The organism is Nostoc sp. CmiVER01, assembly GCF_034531135.2.
Lineage (GTDB): Bacteria > Cyanobacteriota > Cyanobacteriia > Cyanobacteriales > Nostocaceae > Nostoc.
Window position 1 is genome coordinate 102,858 of record NZ_JAVRBU020000016.1, and the last position, 16,314, is coordinate 119,171.

At 41.9% G+C, this 16,314-nt stretch carries 14 protein-coding genes; 4 read left to right on the forward strand and 10 right to left on the reverse strand.

Annotation, left to right across the window (positions count from 1 at the left end; translation table 11 throughout):
* Positions 1 to 64 precede the first annotated feature (64 nt).
* From RMZ43_RS26330 to RMZ43_RS26345, 4 genes are all read right to left on the reverse strand, one after another.
* Positions 65 to 2,992 carry a methyl-accepting chemotaxis protein gene (locus RMZ43_RS26330; protein WP_322652568.1) on the reverse strand — a complete coding sequence of 976 codons (2,928 nt, stop codon included), beginning with the start codon at positions 2,990 to 2,992 and terminating at the stop codon, positions 65 to 67.
* Positions 2,993 to 3,006: 14 nt separating this feature from the next.
* Positions 3,007 to 3,537, reverse strand: coding sequence for a chemotaxis protein CheW (locus RMZ43_RS26335; RefSeq protein WP_109007276.1), 531 nt, complete (start codon positions 3,535 to 3,537; stop codon positions 3,007 to 3,009).
* A 13-nt stretch (positions 3,538 to 3,550) separates the two neighbouring features.
* A complete protein-coding gene (locus RMZ43_RS26340; RefSeq protein WP_012412195.1) occupies positions 3,551 to 3,916 on the reverse strand; it encodes a response regulator transcription factor in 366 nt (121 codons plus the stop codon).
* Between the two features lie 320 nt (positions 3,917 to 4,236).
* Positions 4,237 to 5,415, reverse strand: a complete 1,179-nt coding sequence (locus tag RMZ43_RS26345; RefSeq protein WP_322648230.1) for a response regulator — start codon at positions 5,413 to 5,415, stop codon at positions 4,237 to 4,239.
* Positions 5,416 to 5,776: 361 nt separating this feature from the next.
* Between RMZ43_RS26345 and hmpF the strand changes: the two genes are divergently transcribed.
* Entirely contained in the window at positions 5,777 to 7,537 is a 1,761-nt protein-coding gene (gene hmpF / locus RMZ43_RS26350; protein ID WP_322648229.1) for a pilus motility taxis protein HmpF, read from the forward strand.
* A gap of 190 nt (positions 7,538 to 7,727) precedes the next feature.
* On the opposite strand, the gene RMZ43_RS26355 is transcribed toward hmpF, so the two are convergent.
* Genes RMZ43_RS26355 through RMZ43_RS26370 form a run of 4 tightly spaced genes read right to left on the reverse strand, consistent with a single transcriptional unit; the run spans position 7,728 to position 10,086 of the window.
* Entirely contained in the window at positions 7,728 to 8,129 is a 402-nt protein-coding gene (locus RMZ43_RS26355) for a helix-turn-helix domain-containing protein (RefSeq protein WP_322648228.1), read from the reverse strand.
* On the reverse strand, positions 8,113 to 8,412 hold the full coding sequence (locus tag RMZ43_RS26360; protein ID WP_322648227.1) for a type II toxin-antitoxin system HigB family toxin: 300 nt from the start codon (positions 8,410 to 8,412) through the stop codon (positions 8,113 to 8,115). Before RMZ43_RS26360 ends, RMZ43_RS26355 begins: the two co-directional genes overlap by 17 nt.
* Before the next feature lie 30 nt (positions 8,413 to 8,442).
* Positions 8,443 to 9,456, reverse strand: a complete 1,014-nt coding sequence (gene tilS / locus RMZ43_RS26365; RefSeq protein WP_322648226.1) for a tRNA lysidine(34) synthetase TilS — start codon at positions 9,454 to 9,456, stop codon at positions 8,443 to 8,445.
* Positions 9,457 to 9,468: 12 nt separating this feature from the next.
* Positions 9,469 to 10,086, reverse strand: a complete 618-nt coding sequence (locus RMZ43_RS26370; protein ID WP_322652567.1) for a Uma2 family endonuclease — start codon at positions 10,084 to 10,086, stop codon at positions 9,469 to 9,471.
* Positions 10,087 to 10,329: 243 nt separating this feature from the next.
* On the opposite strand from RMZ43_RS26370, the gene RMZ43_RS26375 reads away from it, so the two are divergent.
* The 3 genes from RMZ43_RS26375 to RMZ43_RS26385 are packed head-to-tail and all read left to right on the forward strand — an operon-like array spanning position 10,330 to position 14,607.
* On the forward strand, positions 10,330 to 10,656 hold the full coding sequence (locus tag RMZ43_RS26375) for a hypothetical protein (RefSeq protein ID WP_322652566.1): 327 nt from the start codon (positions 10,330 to 10,332) through the stop codon (positions 10,654 to 10,656).
* Positions 10,657 to 14,139 carry a tetratricopeptide repeat protein gene (locus RMZ43_RS26380; protein ID WP_322652565.1) on the forward strand — a complete coding sequence of 1,161 codons (3,483 nt, stop codon included), beginning with the start codon at positions 10,657 to 10,659 and terminating at the stop codon, positions 14,137 to 14,139.
* A 3-nt stretch (positions 14,140 to 14,142) separates the two neighbouring features.
* Complete coding sequence (locus RMZ43_RS26385) at positions 14,143 to 14,607, forward strand: tetratricopeptide repeat protein (protein ID WP_322652613.1); 465 nt, start codon at positions 14,143 to 14,145, stop codon at positions 14,605 to 14,607.
* Positions 14,608 to 15,010: 403 nt separating this feature from the next.
* Here the strand turns inward: RMZ43_RS26385 and RMZ43_RS26390 are convergent, their stop codons facing one another.
* Positions 15,011 to 15,685: a Uma2 family endonuclease gene (locus RMZ43_RS26390; protein WP_322648222.1), complete on the reverse strand. Its 675-nt coding sequence runs from the start codon at positions 15,683 to 15,685 to the stop codon at positions 15,011 to 15,013.
* A gap of 64 nt (positions 15,686 to 15,749) precedes the next feature.
* Positions 15,750 to 16,314 (reverse strand): Uma2 family endonuclease (locus RMZ43_RS26395; protein WP_428850928.1); only part of this gene is annotated, 565 nt, incomplete at its 5' end.

Genomic DNA, 16,314 nt, shown 5'->3' on the forward strand with positions numbered 1-16,314 from the left:
TTGGTCATTGGTCATTAGTCATTGGTCATTAGCAAATAAGAAAGGACAAAGGACAAATGACAATTTATCTGGTTTCTGTAGTTTCCACTCGGAAACGTTCAACGGAGGCGATTAAGTCACGGGATACACCTACTAAGTGTTGTAGGGCACCTGAAACTCGCTGTGCTTCCTGGGAAGTTTCTTGGGCGGTGAGTTCTACTGATTGCATTACATGAGCGACAGCGCGGGAAGTTTCAGTTTGTTCCACAGTGTCGCTGGTAATCGAACGTACAAGAATATCGATGCGATTCGCTACTTGAATAATGTTTTCGAGCGATCGCTTGGCTTCTTCTGCCAATTTTGTACCTTTAATTACTTGTTGTGTGCCTTCTTCCATCGCGGTCATTACAGAGCCTGTTTCGCTTTGGATTTGCATCACAATTTGTTCAATTTCCTTCAAGGATTTAGCAGATTTGTCTGCTAACTGGCGCACTTCGTCTGCTACAATCGCAAACCCGCGTCCAGCTTCTCCTGCCCTTGCTGCCTCAATACTAGCATTGAGTGCTAGTAAGTTTGTTCTAGAAGCAATTTGGGAAATCAACGCCACAATTTTAGAAATTTCTTGAGAAGATTCCGCTAACCGTTTCACTTTTCGAGTGGTTTCGGCAACAGTTTCTCGAATTTCCAAAATCCCCGCCACGGTATTTTCTACTGCTTCTCCACCTTTGAGAGCGATCGTACTAGCATCACGCGCAACCGTTTCAGCTTCCCGCGCTGCCTCAGCTACCCGTTGAATCGAGTCAGTCATTACCTGTACAGAATTTAGCGTCACCGCTAACTCTTCTGCTTGGCGCAAAGCATCACTAGATAAGGCTCTAGCAAAGGTTTCAGAATTGGTTGCACCTTTTGTCACATCCTTCGCCGCCACTTTTACCTGTTGCACAATATCCCGCAGGTTTTGAATTGTCAGGTTAAAAGCATCAGCTACCGCTCCCAATACGTCGGCTGTAACTTCAGCTTGGACTGTTAAATCACCTCTAGCAGCACCTTCCACATCATCCAAGAGGCGAATTACCTGGCGTTGCAGGTTTTCTTTAGCTTCCTCTTGTTCATCAGCTTTCCGTTGGGCTTCACTTGTGGTTGTGAAAATTACCCGTGCCATTTCATTAAAGCCAGTAGATAAATGGCCCAATTCATCTTCGGAAAACACTGTGGCTTGAGCATTCAAGTTTCCTTGACGTACAGCCTCAAACTGAGCTTGGAGATCATCAGTTGTGCGCCGAATTTGTTTGAGTGCAAGATTCCCCATGACGCCTGCGGTAGCAAAACCTGCAATCCCGGCTGCAAGCGACATTGCCCAACCAGTGTTTCGTACTGATTCTCGTTGTTGGGCTGGCGAGAATGTGGTGGCAACAAAGCTAACTGTGGCAACAACCAGCGCCGAGACAATGCCCACACTTCCAGCAATTAACCATTGCTTCCTTTCTATGGAGGCATTTTCTAATGGTGCTAACCATCCTTGCTCAACGCTGACATTGGGTTCTAGTTTTGAGACATCTGTTTGGCTAAAGACTGGAACTTCTTCATGGGAACCAGTCATTGTGAATAGTTCCTCTTCGCGATCGCTGGCTGCATTACTCGCAGAAGCCTCTACAGATGGAGAACGTTTACTGCCACTGGTTTCTAATGAAGCAGAATTCATCGCTAGATCGCCGAAGTTAGAATCTCCTTCGAGCAGATCAAACCCTGGAATGTTACCTAAATCATCAAATTCCTCAAAGTCATCTAAAAATTCTATATTGCTCTTAGAATTTTCTCCATTCATTATATTGTTTGAGTCTTCATAAGAGCTTAATCCCTCTGAGCCAAAGGCAGACTCAAATGCTTCCATATCAAAATTATCATCGTCATCAAAGCTATTTTTACCGATGATTTCGCCTGATTTAAACTGTTTGTTTTTTTCAGGTAGATTGCTGCTAAAAGATGAAGAATCATCAGATGCATCAGGCACAAAAGCTTCTTCTGCAAATTTTTTCGGCTTCAACCAATCATTGTGTGCTTCGATTTCAGGCAGATCATATTGACTCTTGTTATTTGTTGACGAACTATTTTGAAGTTCTTCTTGAACAAGAAATAAAGTTTCGTCTCCTAAACTAGATTTTGTATATTCATACTCCCCATTACTAACCTCTGGAGACTTTGGTTCACTCAACAAATCAGGGAGATTATTCTCGTTATTTCCAGTTTTAGAATTAGAAGAATAGTTATTATTGTCAATAGCTGAATTATTTTCATCAGAATTTATCTGATTATCTGAAAACTGACTATTTACTAATGATTCTTCGTAGTTCTCTTCTGATATATCTTCCTGCCAGAAAGCAGGCAACTCTAATTCTGTTTTATCCTCAAAATTACTGCTATTTAATTCTTCCTGTAGTTCTTCATTGAAGGCAAAAGGATCTTCACCAAAAGCTGTAGAAGAATCTGATATTTTTCCTGTTCCAAGAGTATCTTCTGTTGGTATATCAAATGGACTTTTTGATGATATTTCTATAACGCTATTAACAGTTTCTTGATGCTCTCCAAAAAAGTTCAAATCAAGGTTATCACTGTCAAAATCCTTATTAGCGCCCAAATCTTCTAATTCTTGTTTGCTATCTACCAGTGCATCAGACATCTCTGGGGAATTGATTTGCTCTTGACTATCTGATGTATTAATTTCCCCACTGAATGACTGTAAATATTGATTGATATTCTCAATTCCATTATTGGCAAAACCAATAATTTCTTGATCGTCAGTCAAGCCTAATACCTTTTGATATTCTTCTTTTGCAACATCGTACTGTTGTAAAACATAGTAGATGTGACCCCTTAACAAATGGGAATTGGGGTCATTTGGTAAATTTTGCACCACTTGGTCAACTAAAGTGGCGGCAACCTCATAATTCCTTTGAATATAGGCGGTCATCGCCTGTTGATACGTTGGCTCGTAATTATCAATACTTGCTGCCATTTCCTCCTCCAATTTCATCCTGCCCACCTAGCACTCCGTAAAATTGCCATTTGATCGAGTAGTCGCAAACACTGTTTGTTTTTAGTATCTAATAACCACTCTCCACGTAAAAAGGGAGCCATAGTATCTGGAACACTAGTTGGTGGCATAAGATTCTGGACATCCAACCAGTCCATGCCACCAATTTCTTCTACTGCTAAACCCACTATTGTGTCTTGCTCTTCAATGGCAATCACCGAAATTTCAGCTCTATCCGTGTTTAATGCACTTGTTTCCCCAAGAAATTGACCCAAATCAGCTACCCAAATAACTCGACCTCGTAAATTTAGAGTACCCAAAAGTAAAGGAGAAGCATTAGGAATCGGGGTGATTCTATCGGGACTTAGTTCAATTACCTCCCGAATGCCAGTTGCTTGTAGTGCAAACTCCTGATGCGAGGGAATGTAAAACCTCAAATGTAACTCACCTTCAGGACTTTCTACTTGTAATTCTGGTCGGAAATGATCTTGACCACTGCCACTTAAAAAGTCCGGTTTGCTGACCATATTGCTTTTGTCCTTATCCTCGCAGCAGTTGTTTGACTGTTCCCACCAACTCGGTTGGTTGAAATGGTTTGGCTATGTAAGCGTCTGCACCCTGCTTCATGCCCCAATAGCGATCAAATTCTTCGCCTTTGGAAGAACACATAACCACAGGGACATTTTGGGTTTTTGGATCGGATTTTAAGCGCCTACAGACTTCGTAACCGTTCATTCGGGGCATGACAATATCCAATACCACTAAATCGGGAGGTGCTACTTGAATTGCCTCCAATGCTTCTAATCCGTCACTGGCATGGGTTACTGTTAGTCCAGTCGCTTTCAGGAGGTCTGTAATCATCTCCCTTTGCGCGATACTGTCTTCCACAATCAGAACTGTACTCATAAGTGTCTATTTACCCCCTGATGTAGACGTTCCTATTTGGAACATTCTTTGATTCCCCCGCAAGTATTAACTGTATAAATTAATTGTATGTTCTCACTATTTTCCGGGATATTGACGTTTCACTAAGTAGCTGACTCTGTGATAACATCTTTTAACTGATCTTTTAGTAGATCAACAAATCTTGGATCACTTTATATGCTCCATACACCCTCAATTTGCGTTAGCGAATCATTAAGCGTCTTTTAGGTTTTAGATTGTTCAATCCCAAATCCAGAATTTATAATCTAAAATTATTCTGCCCAATTCCCAATGCCTTATTTTCATTGGTTGTTGATATATTTCTCTACGAGCATAAGTAACTCAGTGTCTGTAAATGGTTTTGTTAAATAATCTGTTGCCCCGACCATACTAGCTTTGACTCGATCAATAAATCCATCTTTACCAGTGAGCATGATAATCGGTGTGAGCCGAAATGCTCTTGAATGTCGCAGCATGGCGCAAACCTCGTACCCTTCCAATTCCGACATAGCAATGTCGCATAAAATTAAGTCCGGTTTGAGTTTAAAAACCAGACTCAGTGCCTCTAAAGGATTGGTGAGAGCGATCGCTTCATAACCTTGTGCTTGTAAGATGGAATTTATAGTCTCACCGATGGCGATCGCATCGTCAATACATACTATCCGCCCCCTGTGTTTTCCCTTCAATTCCGCGTCAACAGTGTGGGTATCTATTTTAGTCGTGTCTGAATATACTAGTTGTAGCCAACTCTGTTGCACATAAGGATATATTGCCTTAGCGACTGTCAAAATGTCTCGATTAAGATAGCGAGCCAGTTGACGCAAGGATGTTTTACCATCAGCCCAATGTTGTAGTTTACTTACAGTTGCTTCTGGTAGCGATGATTGTAGGTGAACTTTGTCAGACAGCACTGGCAATTGTTCTGGAGACTGAATATGTGGATACAGTTCCTTCCACTCTTGTACCTGCTTGGTAATTTTTGTAACAAATGGAGCAATCTCGAAAGTGTTTAATTGCGGGGCTAGTGCCGCACCCTGATGGAAAATGAAGTTTCCTTGGTGTAAACTCAGCAGGTCAAAGAGAGTTTCATGTACCAAGCCGTGAATGATACTACCAGCGATTTTGGGATTGATAATATTCCGCTCCAAGAGCGCCCACAGATAGGCATACTCTGGCGCGTCGGTTGATGGTAAGGAGGCAATTTGTTTGTCGGTAAGTCGCATCTCGACTCGATAATGACGTAAATAATCGCTAATTCTGGATAAACTACTCTCACCTTCTTGGCAATAGATAATTTGACCATTGAGAAAAAAGACGAACCAAGACTGTTGTTTGAGGCGATAAATGCTTGCTCCCTCTTTGCCCAGTTTGTTGTTATGGTGAGAGCTAGTAGCTCTGACCCATAGTTGCCCAGTTCGTTGTCCCAACTCAATCAATTGCAGGATACTGCAAATATCAATTTCATTTAAATTTCCCTGCATTTATCTAAAAAATACTCCTTGTAATGCCGTTAATATTATTTTTAAATGGGTTTGGGCTTAAATTGGCTAGGATCTTTTGCATCCAAAGGAGAACTGCTATAGATTCAGCTATAAAGTTTAATCTTTCGTAATACACTTTGGCAAAGCTAGTGTTAACACGGAAGTCATCATGACTGTCATCAGTACAAAATATAAAGGCGCGATTGACTCACTTTTATAAATATCAAGACGTAATATCTCGCGTCTATAGTTTTGTCTGTCTTGTTCTCCTAAACTTCGGTTCAGTGAGACAAGTTAACAGAATTATTTAAGGTATATCCCAAAACATAAACTTTAAGTGCATCAATAAAGGACTAACGGTGTGCTGTATTTAGCAGAAGTACAAAAACAGAAGGGTGGCTTACTCAGTGGCAGTGGCAAAACTGAACTGAAACTACTAGCTTGTCAGCGAACTGACCAGAATTGGAATCCTGTGTCAGAAGAAGTGATCGCCGCCGAGGAGGCAAGCAAATTAAATGATGGTGCTTTGGTACTGGTTGAACTGAATCCAAATCGTCAAGTACAACGGATTCAAGAAGCAGGGCGGCCACTGGTCAACATTTTGCAGAATTTTTCCCGCCAATTGGAGAAATTTAAGCTCAAGGAAGATGAAATTGATCAGTGGAAGCAATCGCTGACGTTTCAGGCGCAAGAGTTGAATCGCCGTGAAATGGACATGGAAGTACGCTCTGAACAGTTGCACAATATGGAGGATGAGTTGCAACAACTGGAGCAGCAAAAACAGGAAGTTGACACATCCCGCCAGGAAATTGAACGGTTACAAACAGAAGTTGAACGCAACCGCCTAGAATTGGAAGGCGCTTGGGAGCATTTGCGGGGTGAGCAGCGCCGCTTGGAGGAACGTCTTGCGGATTTCCAGCAGGGGACGGTTTTAGATGAGGAGCAAAGTCGAGTAATGAGTGAATTACTCGATCGCTTATCTAATCGTGTTGCTCCCACAGAAACAGTCAGAGAACACCTCCATCTAGCCTTTGAATTGGTCGAAAAGCAGCAAGCGACTCTTACCCCGCACTGGCAAAAATTGGAGGAGCAAAAAACTGCGATCGCACAACAGCAAGAAGAAGTGGAGCGTTTGTCACAAACCTTTAGCGATCGCCAAAATGCATTGCAACAAGCACAAAATTCTCTAGTCCAGCAAACAGCCCAATTGCAAATAAATACAGCAGACCTTAGCAGCAAGCAAGAGTATGCTCGGATAATCAAAGAGCAGCTACGAAACGCCGAAGAGTTATATCAACAGATTCACTCTTTAGCTGCAACTTCTGGTAGTGTAGTTCTCGGCCAGCAAGCTAATGTGGAAGCTTTAGAGAAAATGCCTTTAGAAGAACTGCAAAAGATAGTCCAAGATTTGCAGTATAAGTTAGAAATAGACGCTAGCTTTGTTCACGATCAAGAACAAGAATTGAAATATAAAGAAGAAGCTATAAAAGAACTGCAAAATAAATTGAACCAAGCATCTGACCATGACCATATCAATTTGGAACTGGAATTAACAGATGAAAAAGACATGTATCAGATGCTGAACTCCAGTTTGGTGGGGCAACGCCGAAATATGTTACAGCATCAAAAGTTTCTCAAGCAACACCAAGCTGTATTGCTACGGCGACAAGGACATACTGTTGTTGATGAAGAAGAGGGTAATAAAGTTAATTTAGAACCGATTCTGTTACAACTTGAAACCCAGCGACAAGAATGTTCACAGGAAGTGCAAAAGCTGGAACGTGAAATTGATCAGATTCGTTCTGGTATTGAGCTAAATCAGGGAATGATTGACAATCAAACTCACGATTTGGATGAAAAGCGCCAAGAACTCAAAGCAATGGAGGAAAATTTGCTATCCCTAAGAAGAACAACTGCTGAATGCTGTGGTCGAGTGAATCTTTATCAAGAAGCACTACAACCAATTCAAGATTCTTTAGATGGATTACGCCAGAAGCTACAAGAAATTAGAGAATCTTTAGAACAATTCCAGGAAACTGGTGATTATCAAGTCCAAGCGATCGCTCAGTTGCGTCATACTCTCCAAAGTTTAATGTCTCAGCCACAATTAGTAGTGTCTTAGCAAGTTAAAAGTTAGGAGTGATGAGTTATGAATTAAAGAGAATTTCTAACTCCTAACTATTTAAAGCAGATCCTGTCGCCTTCTACTTAAGCGATCGCACCACCAGGAAATGGATCGGTTTGCGATCAAGCCTCAGCCCTAACTTATTATTTTTTTCGGGCTAAAGCCCAACTACGAACTACAAGCTTAGTTATTCCATAAATAAACTAGAATCTACATTAAAAAAATTTCCCAGCTTACGCGCTTGTTCTGTATTTATCTTCTCTTGTCCATTTAAAATATTATTAACAAAATCTTCTGTTCCTAAAACTGCTACTAAATCATCTCTACTTTTCTCAGATTCATCTAAAATAAATAACAATATAGATACAGGATTATTCTGCTGGATTGGCTGATAATATTCCTGTTCAAACTTTTCAATTAAAGTAATTAATAACTGATAAAGTTCGTCTTCTTCTGGAGTGCGTTCCCGGTGCATTAAATCTTCTACTATCTTTAAAGCTTGCTCATTTTCAAGTTCGCTTTTTATCAGTTTGGGAAGATAAGCTGTTAATAATTCCTTGTATTTATCTGAATTAAAAGTAAGGGTCATCTTTCCAGTTCTCCTTATCATATTCCGCATGTGTGAGAATATACTTAATATAAATTAACTGTCCTTCATAATCTATACTAACAATCAAGCGATATTTATTTCCTTTAATATTGAATACTGTAAAGTTACCAACAGTTTCAGCTTTAATAAAAATTTGCTGTACTTCTACTAAATTTGACCATTTCGCTTTAGTAGCAATCTTATACCAATTGCTTAATGTTTCCTGACAATCTGCATGGCTTTCTGCATATTCTCTTAAAATTCTAAAACTAATAATGTGCATCGTCCCTGATAACAAAAAGACTTTAAATAACTATTTCAAACAGATCCAATCACCTTCTACTTGAGCGATCGCACCACCAGGAAATGGATCAGTTTGCGATCGGTTGGGCGCTATAATTAAAGCCGTTAATTTTTCGATGTGTTCAAAACTAGGTGCGTCAGTCAGTATTTGCTGCAATACTTGACGCATCACCCGACGTTGCAGTGCCAATGGCGCTTTCTGCAATACCCGACGATTTAAGCGTAAGAGGAGTGGGGAGTAGGGAGTAGGGAGTAGGGGAGAAGGTAATTTTTCATCACCCATGCCCAATGCCTCTTCCCGTAACTGCTGGGCGGCTTTTTCCAAATATTCTACTTCTGCTTGGAGAAGTTCTGCTGTTTGGGCTAAGGCTGATTCTACTTGGAGATTGAAATTTTCGCGCAAATATGGTATCAACTCTTGGCGAATACGGTTGCGGGCGTATTGCAAATCTTGATTGGTGGAATCTTCCCAAATTGGCAATTTAAATTCTTGACAAAATTGCTCTGTTTGTGAACGAGTAATTTCTAATAGTGGACGCACTAGTATAATGCTTGTAGTTAGGGGGCGTTGCCAAGTTAGGGCTTGTAAGCCATCAGCACCAGTACCGCGAATTAAATTGTAGAGGAGAGTTTCGGCGCGATCGCTCGCCGTGTGTCCTGTAACTATATATTGATAATTATTTGCTTTGGCGATCGCACTTAAAGCTTGATAGCGCCAATCGCGTGCAGCAGCTTCACTATTTATAGGTTCGTTCGCTGTTTCTAAATAAAAGGATGTATCCCAAGTTTTAGCTAAATTTTCGACGTGATCAGCATTAGCTTCGGAGTCAGAGCGCCAGCGATGATCGCAGTGAGCAATACCTAAATGCCATCCCCATTTGGATTGTAAATCTAAAAGTAATTTTATTAAACACAGAGAATCCTGTCCGCCGGAGACAGCGACTAATAGATGCCGGTTGCGCTCAAATAAGTGGCGCGATCGGATAGTGCGATGGATTTTCGCGTGTAGGGGAGTCCATACCATTTTTGAAACTTATCATAGTTTTTGGATTTGACTTGCAGCTACAACTTGTTTAACAGTTAACGCTAGTTCGGGGAAAGTAGTAGAGAGAATGCGGTCATTGCCGGTAAACTTTTGAACTTGGTATTGATCCCCAACCAATTGGTAAACGAAAATCGTGGGGAGTTTAGGATTACCGAGATAAGCGCGACTAGCGATCGCTAAATAATCTACAATCCAATATTCAGAGATACCAAGTCGCTGATATTCATCTAGTTTGTCAACATAATCATCATCCCAGTTTGTTGACGTGACTTCTACAGCAAGTTGAATCGGCTCAATCAGCGCCCCGTATGCTAGAACATTGCTGTTCCACTGTGATGCATTAACTACACCCACATCTGGATTTCTACCTCGTTCTTCCCCAATATCAGTAAACGTCCTAACAATCACATCTTTGTCAGCAATATATTCAAGTCCCAAGCGTCTAATTTCATCATTGAAGACAAGCATTAAAAACCTTGCCACATTCTTATGCGCTCTAGTTGGCTCCACTGGTACAATCTCTCCGTTGATCAGTTCGTAAATGCCACCATCAGGGTATTGCTCTAGAAACTCTTCAAAAGTTAGTTTTTTAACTGGAGTCTGAACCATATTGTTCACCTGCTAAAAAAAGACTTAAAGTAATTGATAATGATGCTCCTACATTGCTAGTACTGTTTCAAATCCTAATTTTTTTCAATGCAAAGGTACGCGGAGGTTTTCTAAAGATAATTCGCTACGTCTGTTGCCTTATTTTAGATAATTGGTACAACACAAAATAAATAATTTAGAAATCCTTTCTGCTTTGCGCCTTTGCGTGAGATAAAAATACTGTATAAATTCCTAGATAACCTTATGGCACAAATTCAAATCGGAATCGAAGGCGAAGACGCACCAACAGCAGCTGAAGCATTGCTAGAAATCCCTGGAATATCGGGAAGCTATGAAGTTCCGACGCAAAGAGAGGGAACTCTCGCCGCCATTGCTACTATTGTCGGCATTGTGGGTGGTGTTGCAGCTTTAGCTGAACAAATTCGCAAATGGTATCAAGAATGGCAGAAATCCCATCCAGGTAAGCAATTTGATGTGGTAATTCTTGACCCTGAGACTGGAAACAGGATTTTACTCGAAGAAGCTACTATAGAGGAAATCACGGAAATCCTCAAATCTATCAGCAAATAAGTGCAAACTATCCGCATTCAACTTCGGGAAAGTACGCAGGAAACAGTTGAACTCAGGTATTGGCTACCTCAAATAAAGCACTATGAATCACGTCGTCTGAAATTGGCAGAAATCGCTAATTTGCTCAAGCAAGGAGAACGAGATTACTATAAACTGCTGCCCAATTTACAAGGAATCGGGCAGCAGTTATTTTTTTGGTTGGATGGTGATGGACGCTGGTTGAGTCGGGGAATTGCTAACTGTCGCGGTGAGGGGTTGGTAATTGCCATTGATACCGATCAAAAACTGGCATATCTACCTTGGGAAGTGCTGCATGATGGTGAGGATTTTTTGGTCAAGCGGGTTAATCCAGTGGTGTTACCTCTGCGCTGGATTGAAAAAGAAACGGAACCGTTTTCTGTGGAAGCACGACAATTGCGAGTATTGTTTATGGCAACCGACCCGGAAGATGTGGAACCAAAGTTAGAGTTTGAACAGGAAGAAGCGAAAATTCTGGCAGATACGCGAGATTTTGCTGTAGATTTGCGGGTGGAAGAAAGCGGTTGCGTTAGCGAGTTGGGTAAGGTGTGGAGTCGCTATCTTGATGACTTTGATGTGTTTCATCTTACAGGACACGCCTCAATTAAAGCTGAAGCACCTTACACGCCTTACTTTATCACTGAGACGGAAATCGGGGAACGCCACGAAACCACAGCCGCAGAACTGGCGGAAGTCTTTCGGTTTCGCTTTCCTAAATTGGTGTTTTTGTCTGGGTGTCGGACTGGACAAGCAGCAGATAAAGGTGCTGTCCCTTCTATGGCTGAGGCACTTATTGAACAAGGTGCTAGGGCGGTTTTAAGTTGGGGGCGACCTGTGGAAGACCGGACAGCTACAGCCGCCGCCGCGCACCTCTACGGGAAATTGGCAGCCGGATATCAATTAGCTGAAGCACTCGCTAGCACTTACCAGCAGTTGTTTAAACAGAAAGTGCGTGACTGGCATTTGTTACGGTTATATGTCCAGGGAGAATGTCCCGGTGCGTTGGTGGATGTGTTGGGAGATTTGCCACCCTCAGTGCCGGAACCTGCTTATGAACAGTTTTTAGATCCCGATACCCAACAGGTGCGGGTGGCGAAACCCTCTGAGTTTGTTGGCAGACGGCGGACTTTGCAACGTTGTCTCAAAGCGATTTGCACTTCATTAGGGGTACTAATTCACGGACTGGGGGGTGTGGGTAAGAGTACTGTGACGGCGCGACTTCTGGAAAGGATGGTTGGCTATCACAGGCTGGTGAACTTTCGGCAACTCGATGAGGACAAACTGCTCAAAACCCTTGCTGAACAATGTACCTCGGAACGGGGGCATGAAATTCTCAATGGCAAGTTACCCTTGATGCAGCGCCTTACCAAGTTTTTCACTGATGGACTCAATACCAAAGAACAGCGCTTTGCCTTTGTGCTGGATGACTTTGAGGCAAATTTGGAATTACGAAATGGGGTTTATGTCTTGCAACCACAAGTTGTGAATGTACTGCTGGCGTTGCTGAAGGCGATGCAAAATTCCCAACTTCCCCACAAGGTAATTATTACCTGTCGCTACAATTTCACATTGTCGGAACTGAATCATCGTCTGTACCGCGAACCTCTGGGGGCTTTGGCTGGGGCAGATTTAATTAAAAAGTATAATCGTCTGGATTCGTTTAATGGCAGTTGGCAATTTCAACCAGATTTGCCCGAACGTGCCAAACAAGCAGCAGACGGAAATCCTCGGCTGTTGGAATGGTTAGATAAGATTTTGCAAAATTCCCCGAAGTCGCTGGAAGCGGAGAGGGGAGTTGAGATGATTCTGCAAAAGATGGCAGATAAGGAAAAGGAATTTCGTGAGGATATTTTGGCACAGGTATTGCTGAAGCAGCAAACTCCAGCTTTGCGTCTTATGCTGGGGAAGTTGTTGGTGTATGAGTTACCTGTTCCTCTAGCTGCGATTTCCCCGATTTGTGAGGATATCTCAAGTTGGGAAAGTCATCTTCAACGCGCTGAAATTTTGGGTTTGTTGGAAGTTACCCTCACCAACAACACAGAGAGGTTGTATCGTGTTCCCCGGATTTTGTCACCATTGCTAGAGTTTCCAGAAAACCCTAGAGGTGAAGAGTTGTATAAACAAGCTGCACAAATTTTGTATCGTCTGTGGTGGAAGGGGGAAACTGCTACGGAGGCGCAAAAGTTAGAAATTCATCGCTTGGCTTTGTTGGGGAAGGATGAAGACATTGCGGGGAAAATAGCTAGTTCATTGGCGAATCGCTTGCGGCGTCAAAGTCGATTTCGGGAAGCAATACATCTGTGCAAATCAACCTTAGAAATTACTAAAAACCATAGTGTTTTAAGAGAAATTGCTTGTTGCGAACACGCAATGGGTGAAGTTGATCGAGCATTAAACTATTACGAACAAGCTTTAAATCTTTGTCCCACAGAAGACGAAGCAAAATTAGCGTCAATTTATCATCATTTAGGGATACTAAAAGCAGACAAAGGGGAAGTGGATGAAGCGATCGCACTCTACAATCAGTCTTTAGAAATAACTCAACGCATTGGAAATGTCCAAGGCAAAGCGGCGACGTTGAACCAACTGGGACGTATCTACGCCAACAAAGGGGATGTGGATCAAGCAATTGCACTTTTCAATCAGTCTTTGTCAATAAAAGAACGCGTTGGAGATGTCCAAGGCAAAGCGGCAACGTTGCATCAACTGGGACGTATCTACGCCAACAAAGGGGATGTGGATCAAGCGATCGCACTCTACAATCAGTCTTTGGAAATAGATGAACGCATTGGTTATGTCCTAGGCAAAGCAGGGACATTGCACAATTTAGCAGCTATCTTCGCCGACCAAGGGGAAATGGATCAAGCGATCACACTTTTCAATCAGTCTTTGGAGATAAATGAACGCATTGGTAATGTCCAAGACAAAGCAGCGACATTGCGCCAACTGGCAGGTATCTACGCCAATAAAGGGGAAGTGGATGAAGCGATCACACTTTTCAATCAGTCTTTGGAAATAACTCAACGCATTGGTGATGTCCGAGGTAAAGCGGCGACGTTGCACAATCTGGGATATATCTACGCCAATAAAGGGGAAGTAGATGAAGCGATCGCACTCTACAATCAGTCTTTGGAAATATTTGAACGCATTGGTAATGTCCAAGGCAAAGCGGCGACGTTGAACAATTTGGGATATATCTACGCTAAACAAGGGGAAGTGGATCAAGCGATCGCGCTCTACAATCAGTCTTTGGCAATAGAAGAACGCATTGGAGATGTCCAAGGCAAAGCAGCGACGTTGCACCAACTGGCAGGTATCCACGCCAACAAAGGGGAAGTGGATGAAGCGATCGCACTTTTCAATCAGTCTTTGGAAATAAATGAACACATTGGTAATGTTCAAGGTAAAGCAGCGACGTTATACCAATTGGGAATTCTCTACGCCAAAAAAGGGGAAGTGGATTAAGCGATCGCACTTTTCAATCAATCTTTGGAAATAACTCAACGCATTGGTGATGTCCGAACTCAAGCAATGACGTTGCACCAACTGGCATTTATCTACGCCAACAAAGGGGATGTGGAGCAAGCGATCGCACTTTTCAATCAGTCTTTGGAAATCATCAACGAACGCATTGGTAATGTCAAAGGTAAAGCAGCAACGTTGCACCAACTGGCAAGTATCTACGCCAACAAAGGGGATGTGGAGCAAGCGATCGCACTTTTCAATCAGTCTTTGGAAATAACTCAACGCATTGGTAATGTCCGAACTCAAGCAAATACTCTGTGGTGGTTAGGACATTTGGCAGAACAACAGGGTGAATACACTAAAGCGATATCCTATTTGCAACCAGCTTTAGAGATTTTGCAGCAATTGAAATCACCGGATGCTGAAAGTGTGAGTGCAAGCCTCAATAGGGTAATTTGTAATTCGTAATTACAGAACGGAAAGATTTGTTGTATTACGCAAAGGCGCAGAGGCGCAGAGAAGAACGCGAGAGTGTTTTATAAATAAATGAAAATTGCTGTAATGAGTCTTTGATACTCGTGAGCGAGTCTTTTATACTCGTGGACGAGTCTTTTATACTCGTGCGAGAGTCTTTGATACTCGTGGACGAGTCTTTTATACTCGTGAATGAGTCTTTGAACTCCATTAATGAATCTTTGAGCTTCGTTGATGAGTCTTTACAGCAATTCAGGACAAAGAATCAGGATTTATGCCAAGCGATGTCTAACGATAAAAATATTTATATGTTTGGACTTTACACCAAATCTCAATGTATCGCGGTGTCCAGATCCCCGACTTCTCGAAGAAGTCGGGGATCTATGTTTCTGAATAATTAGATTAAATCAGGATCTATACCGAGCGATCTTAATCTTTCTGCTAATAATTGGGCGCGTTGTTGAGCAAGTTGTGCCTGTTCTTGTGGTGTTAAAAGCCTTTGCCCTTGCTGGTTATACCAATACATCCACTCGCGGGGAATGCCTAGATAAGTTCCCTGTTCTATGCCAATTCCTAGACTAATCTCTGGCAGCCAAACAGGATTACCATCTTGAAATTCATAAACATTATTAACTAATTTGTAAACTTCTAAACGTGGCTTGTCGCAACGAAGTGGGTTGTAAATTACATAATACAAAAACCCCAATCTTGCATACTCTGCTTTCTTAGTCGAGTACTCACCGCGATATATCTGAGATACCACCTCAAGTACTAATATCGGTAGTTTCTTTTCTTCCCAAAGCACATAACTGGGACGGAGATTTTCATCATAAAATCGCTTAACGCCCAGACTCAAAAACGCATCTGGGACTATCGCTGGCAAACCTGGGTCGTAATACATACCCATGCGAATACCAAAAAACCAATCCATGCGTTCTGCCCAAGCCATTGCTAATACGCTTCTGAGTAAATCGGGAATTGATTTTTGTAATTGATTATCTACTGGGGTATCGTCAGAGTCAGGTAGTTCTTTTGAAGAGGGCAAACGAGCTGATGGATCGTAATTTACCATGATGGATTTACCGTTCCTCAGTTATTAGTACATCTTTATTTTATAAATGAATTTTGATAGCAATTTAGGTGAAAGAATCAGGATCTATGCCAAGCGATCGCAACCGTTCTCGTAATAATTGGTTTTCTTGCTGTGCTTGTTGAGCTTTTTGTTCTGCAAGTTTTTCCTTTTCTTCTGATGTTAAAAACCTTTGTCCTTCTTGGTTATACCAATACATCCACTCCCGTGGTATGCCTAGATAAATTCCTCGTTCGATACCAATTCCTAAACCTATTTCTGGCAACCAAACAGGATTACCATTTTGAAATTCATAAACATTATTAACTAATTTGTAAACTTCTAAACGTGGCTTGCGGCGACGAAACGGATTGTAAACTACATAATACAAAATTCCCAATCTTGCATACTCTACTTTTTTGGTCGAATACTCACCACGATATGTCTGAGATACCACCTCCAACACTAATATCGGTAATTTCTTTTCTTCCCAAAGCACATAACTGGGGCGGAGTCCTTCATCGTAAAATCGCTCTACGCCCAAACTCAAAAATCCATCTGGGACTATCGCTGGTAAATCTGGGTCATGATAAATCCCCATATCTATACCAAAAAACCAATCCATGCGTTCA

What these genes read in the sequence shown, in the direction of transcription:
- RMZ43_RS26355 (WP_322648228.1), bottom strand. Translation starts at nt 8,129, where the DNA reads ATGACCCTTACTTTTAATTCAGATAAATACAAGGAATTATTAACAGCT.
- RMZ43_RS26370 (WP_322652567.1), bottom strand. Translation starts at nt 10,086, where the DNA reads ATGGTTCAGACTCCAGTTAAAAAACTAACTTTTGAAGAGTTTCTAGAG.
- RMZ43_RS26390 (WP_322648222.1), bottom strand. Translation starts at nt 15,685, where the DNA reads ATGGTAAATTACGATCCATCAGCTCGTTTGCCCTCTTCAAAAGAACTA.
- RMZ43_RS26340 (WP_012412195.1), bottom strand. Translation starts at nt 3,916, where the DNA reads ATGAGTACAGTTCTGATTGTGGAAGACAGTATCGCGCAAAGGGAGATG.
- RMZ43_RS26375 (WP_322652566.1), top strand. Translation starts at nt 10,330, where the DNA reads ATGGCACAAATTCAAATCGGAATCGAAGGCGAAGACGCACCAACAGCA.
- RMZ43_RS26360 (WP_322648227.1), bottom strand. Translation starts at nt 8,412, where the DNA reads ATGCACATTATTAGTTTTAGAATTTTAAGAGAATATGCAGAAAGCCAT.
- RMZ43_RS26345 (WP_322648230.1), bottom strand. Translation starts at nt 5,415, where the DNA reads ATGCAGGGAAATTTAAATGAAATTGATATTTGCAGTATCCTGCAATTG.
- tilS (WP_322648226.1), bottom strand. Translation starts at nt 9,456, where the DNA reads ATGGTATGGACTCCCCTACACGCGAAAATCCATCGCACTATCCGATCG.
- RMZ43_RS26330 (WP_322652568.1), bottom strand. Translation starts at nt 2,992, where the DNA reads ATGGCAGCAAGTATTGATAATTACGAGCCAACGTATCAACAGGCGATG.
- RMZ43_RS26335 (WP_109007276.1), bottom strand. Translation starts at nt 3,537, where the DNA reads ATGGTCAGCAAACCGGACTTTTTAAGTGGCAGTGGTCAAGATCATTTC.